Source organism: uncultured Amaricoccus sp. (genome assembly GCF_937858865.1).
Lineage (GTDB): Bacteria > Pseudomonadota > Alphaproteobacteria > Rhodobacterales > Rhodobacteraceae > Amaricoccus.
The window spans coordinates 1-4,000 of sequence record NZ_CALLYO010000181.1; the positions used below are offsets into that span (position 1 = coordinate 1).

Genomic DNA, 4,000 nt, shown 5'->3' on the forward strand with positions numbered 1-4,000 from the left:
CGGGAAGACCTCCGCCACCCCGAGGAGGGCGGCGACCCTGGCCGCGGGCGTGCCGCCGGCGTCGGAGAGGGCCTTCAGGCGCGCGGCCAGCGGGTCCTTCACGTCGATCGGCCGACCGCGCTCGTCCACTCCACCTACATAGGCCATCCAGGCGGCGACGGCGAGGGTGAGGCCGGGGCAGGGGCGGCCAGCGGCGCGGTTGTCGGCGATGGTGCCGAGGATGCGCTGCGGCAGCTTCTGGCTGCCGTCCATGGCGATCTGCCAGGTGCGGTGGCGGATGGCCGGGTTGGCGTAGCGCTCGAAGAGGGCGGCGGCGTAGGCGGCGAGGTCTTCGCCGGGCGGCGGGACGATGGTCGGGATGATCTCGGCCCGCCAGAGGTGGCGGACGTAGCCGGCGAAGGCCGGATCGGCGACCGTCTCGGCGATCGTCTCGTGCCCGGCGAGATAGCCGGTGTAGGCGAGCGAGGAATGGGTGCCGTTGAGGCAGCGGAGCTTCATCAGCTCGAAGGGGGTGACGTCCCGCACGAGCTGCACGCCCACCGCGCCGAGGTCGGGGCGGGCGCCGTCGACGAAGTCGTCCTCGACGACCCACTGGCGGAAGGGCTCGTGCATCACCGGCGACAGGTCGAGGACGCCGGTGAGCCGGGCCAGCCGCTCGACGTCCTCGGGTTTGGTCGCCGGCACGATGCGGTCGACCATGGTCGAGGGGAAGCGGCCCTCGGCCTCGATCCAGCCGGCGAGGTCGGGGTCGATCAGGCGGGCGAGCTCGAAGGTGACGCCGCGGACGACGCGGCCGTTCTCGGGCAGGTTGTCGCAGCAGAGGACGGTGAAGGGCCTGACGCCGGCCGCGCGCCGGTTGGCCAGCGCGCGGACGATATAGCCGGGGGCCGAGCGGGGTGCGTCGGGGTGGGCGAGGTCGTGGACGATGTCGGGATGCGCGCGGTTCAGCCGGCCGGTCGAGGGCTCGTGGCAGTAGCCCTTCTCGGTGACGGTCAGGCTGACGATCCGGACCTTCGGGTCGGTCATGGCGACGAGGACGGCCGCCGGGTTCTCACGGGCGACGAGGACGTCCTCGACGACGCCGATCACTTGCGCCGTCTCGCCCTCCGGGCCGAGCTCGAGGGCGGTGTAGGCGAAGCCCTGCGGCTTCAGGAGGTCGCGCTGGGTCGGGCTCATCAGGCTGACGCCGACGATGCCCCAGTCGCCGCCCGAGCTCTGCATCGCCTCGGCGATGTAGATTGCGCCGTGGGCGCGGAAGAAGGCGCCGAGGCCGAGGTGGACGATGCCGACGCCGGGGCGGGGGCCGGACGGGCGCTGCAGGCGGGGGAGATCAGCGGGCAAGCGGGGCTCCTCCTGCTTGGAGTCGCACGCGTGCGACAATCGGCATGTAGTTGAATTTGCTTGATAACTCCATCGGCGTTAACCGGGTTGAAACCTTTGTCGACACCGGGCGACGGGGGAGATCAGCGGGCAAGCCAGCCTCCATCGACGGGGAGGATCACGCCGTGGATATAGCGCGCGGCGGGGGAGGCGAGGAAGACGGCGGCGCCGGCGATGTCGGAGGGCTCGCCCCAGCGGCCGGCGGGGATGCGGTCGAGGATCGCCTTCGAGCGGTCGGGGTCGGCGCGGAGGGGCTCGGTGTTGTTGGTGACGATATAGCCGGGGGCGATGGCGTTGACGTTGATCCCCTTCGCCGCCCATTCGTTGGCGAGCACCTTGGTCAGGCCGGCGACGCCGTGCTTCGAGGCGGTGTAGGAGGGCACGCGGATGCCGCCCTGGAAGCTCAGCAGCGAGGCGATGCTGACGATGGCGCCGCCGGCCTTGCGGGCGAAGGCCTGGCGGGCGAAGGCCTGGGAGAGGAAGAAGACCGCCTTCAGGTTCACGTCGATCACCGCGTCCCAGTCGGCTTCGGTGAAGTCGAGCGAATCGGCGCGGCGGATGATGCCGGCGTTGTTCACCAGGATGTCGAGCGGGCCGAGGGTGAGGAGGGTCTCGGCGGCCGGCTTCGGGTCGTCGAGGGGGAGGTTGAGGCCGCGGGCCTTGAGGCCGCGGGCGGCGATGAGGTCGAGGGTCTGGTCGAGGGAGGAGCGGGCGGCGGCGATGACGCTGGCGCCGGCCTCGGCCATGGCGATGGCGATGGCCTGGCCGATGCCGGTGTTGGCGCCGGTGACGAGGGCGGTGCGGCCGTCGAGGCGGAAGGGGTCGGTCATCGGAGGTCGGCCATGGCGACCATGTCCATGTCGCGGTAGTCGACGTTGTCGCCGGCCATGGCCCAGATGAAGGTGTAGGCCTGGGTGCCGGCGCCGGCGTGGATCGACCAGGGGGGCGAGATGGCGCCCTCCTCGTTGGCGAGGACGAGGTGGCGGGTCTCGCCGGGCTCGCCCATCAGGTGCATGAGGCGGGCGGTGTCGGGGAGGTCGATGTAGAGGTAGGCCTCCATGCGGCGGTCGTGGACGTGGGCGGGCATGGTGTTCCAGACCGAGCCGGGCTCGAGGCGGGTGAGGCCGACGACGAGCTGGCAGGAGGGCATCACGTCGGGGTGGACGAACTGGTAGATGGTGCGGGCGTTCGAGGTCTCCGGGGAGCCGACCTTGTTCGAGGCGGCCTCGGCGATGCGGATGAGGCGGGTCGGGTGGGTGGCGTGGGCCGGGGCGGAGAGGATGTAGAAGCGGCCCTCGCCGGCGAAGGCGACGGGGCCGGAGCCGCGGCCGAGGTAGAGCATGTCGCCCCGGGTCATGGCGTGGTCGGTGCCGGCGGCGGAGACGGTGCCGGCGCCGCCGATGTTGACGACGACCATCTCGCGGCGGTCGAGGACGGAGGGGGTGCCGGTCTCGGCGACGCGGTCGAGGACGAGGGGGGCGCCGGAGGGGACGGCGCCGCCGACGATCATCCGGTCGTAGTGGGTGTAGACGAGGCGGATCTCGCCCGGGCGGAAGATGCCGGCGACCTGGAAGTGGCGGCGGAGCGCCTCGGTGTCGAAGGTCCTCGCGGTGGCGGGATCGACGGCGTGGCGGGTCTCGACGGTCAGCATGGGGCGCTCCGGGGCACGGGGTGGGCACGCGTGCCCACGGGGGGTGGTCGTTGATTCGAAAGGAAAAAGCGGGTGCGCGTTAACCGCGCCGCAACCTTGGTTAAAGGAAATCGTCGCGGCGGGGGGCGAAGGTGTCGATGAGGACGCCCGGCTCGCCGAGGGCGCGGCAGCCGTGCGCCGCGCCGGCGGGGATGACGAAGGCGTCGCCGGGGCCGACGGTGAAGCTCTCGCCGGCGACGGTGAACTCGAAGCGGCCGGACTTGACCAGGGTCGACTGCACGTGCGGGTGGCTGTGCTCCTCGCCGACCGCGCCGGCGGGGAAGGAGACCTCCACCAGCATGATCTCGGGGCTCTCGGAGAGCACGCGGCGCATGATGCCGCCGCCGGTGTCGATGGTGGGAAAGCTGCGGACGGGAGCGGACATCGGCGGGCCTTTCAGTGGAAGAGCGACGGCAGCCAGAGCGAGACGGCCGGAACGTAGGTCACGATCAGCAGGACGACGAGGCCGGCGCCGTAGAAGGGCCAGATCGACTTCATCGCGTCCCAGATGGTGATCTTGCCGACGGCGGCGGCGACGAACTGCACCGGGCCGAGCGGCGGGGTGTTGAGGCCGATGCCGAGGTTCAGGATCATGATGACGCCGAAATGCACCGGGTCGATGCCGAAGCTCTGCACCACCGGCAGGAAGATCGGCGTGGTGATGATGATGAGCGGCGCCATGTCCATGAAGGTGCCGAGCACCAGCAGGACGATGTTGATCATCAGCAGGATGGTATAGGGATCCTGGCTGATCGCGCTCATCATGTCCACGGTCATCTGCGCCACCTTGAGGTAGGCCATGAGCCAGCCGAAGGACCCCGCCATGCCGATGATGAGCAGCACCATCGAGGTGGTGCGGACCGCCTGCTGCGTCGCGTGCACGAACTCGCGGAAGTCGAGCGTGCGGTAGACGAGGAAGGTGACGAGGAG

At 70.8% G+C, this 4,000-nt stretch carries 5 protein-coding genes; all 5 read right to left on the reverse strand.

Translation table 11 applies throughout. The features are described from left to right. On the reverse strand, positions 1–1,341 hold a 1,341-nt coding region (locus Q0112_RS05000), incomplete at its 3' end, for a mannitol dehydrogenase family protein (RefSeq protein WP_297972284.1). Positions 1,342–1,463: 122 nt separating this feature from the next. Further along, entirely contained in the window at positions 1,464–2,210 is a 747-nt protein-coding gene (kduD, locus tag Q0112_RS05005; protein ID WP_297972286.1) for a 2-dehydro-3-deoxy-D-gluconate 5-dehydrogenase KduD, read from the reverse strand. Next, positions 2,207–3,031, reverse strand: a complete 825-nt coding sequence (gene kduI / locus Q0112_RS05010) for a 5-dehydro-4-deoxy-D-glucuronate isomerase (RefSeq protein ID WP_297972288.1) — start codon at positions 3,029–3,031, stop codon at positions 2,207–2,209. Before kduI ends, kduD begins: the two co-directional genes overlap by 4 nt. A gap of 100 nt (positions 3,032–3,131) precedes the next feature. Further along, a complete protein-coding gene (locus Q0112_RS05015) occupies positions 3,132–3,455 on the reverse strand; it encodes a cupin domain-containing protein (RefSeq protein ID WP_297972290.1) in 324 nt (107 codons plus the stop codon). An 11-nt stretch (positions 3,456–3,466) separates the two neighbouring features. Next, the coding region (locus Q0112_RS05020) for a TRAP transporter large permease subunit (RefSeq protein WP_297972293.1) at positions 3,467–4,000 on the reverse strand (534 nt) is incomplete at its 5' end.

Bases quoted from the DNA above. Each gene is read 5' to 3' on its own strand.
- Q0112_RS05015 (WP_297972290.1), bottom strand. From the start codon at position 3,455: ATGTCCGCTCCCGTCCGCAGCTTTCCCACCATCGACACCGGCGGCGGC.
- kduI (WP_297972288.1), bottom strand. From the start codon at position 3,031: ATGCTGACCGTCGAGACCCGCCACGCCGTCGATCCCGCCACCGCGAGG.
- kduD (WP_297972286.1), bottom strand. From the start codon at position 2,210: ATGACCGACCCCTTCCGCCTCGACGGCCGCACCGCCCTCGTCACCGGC.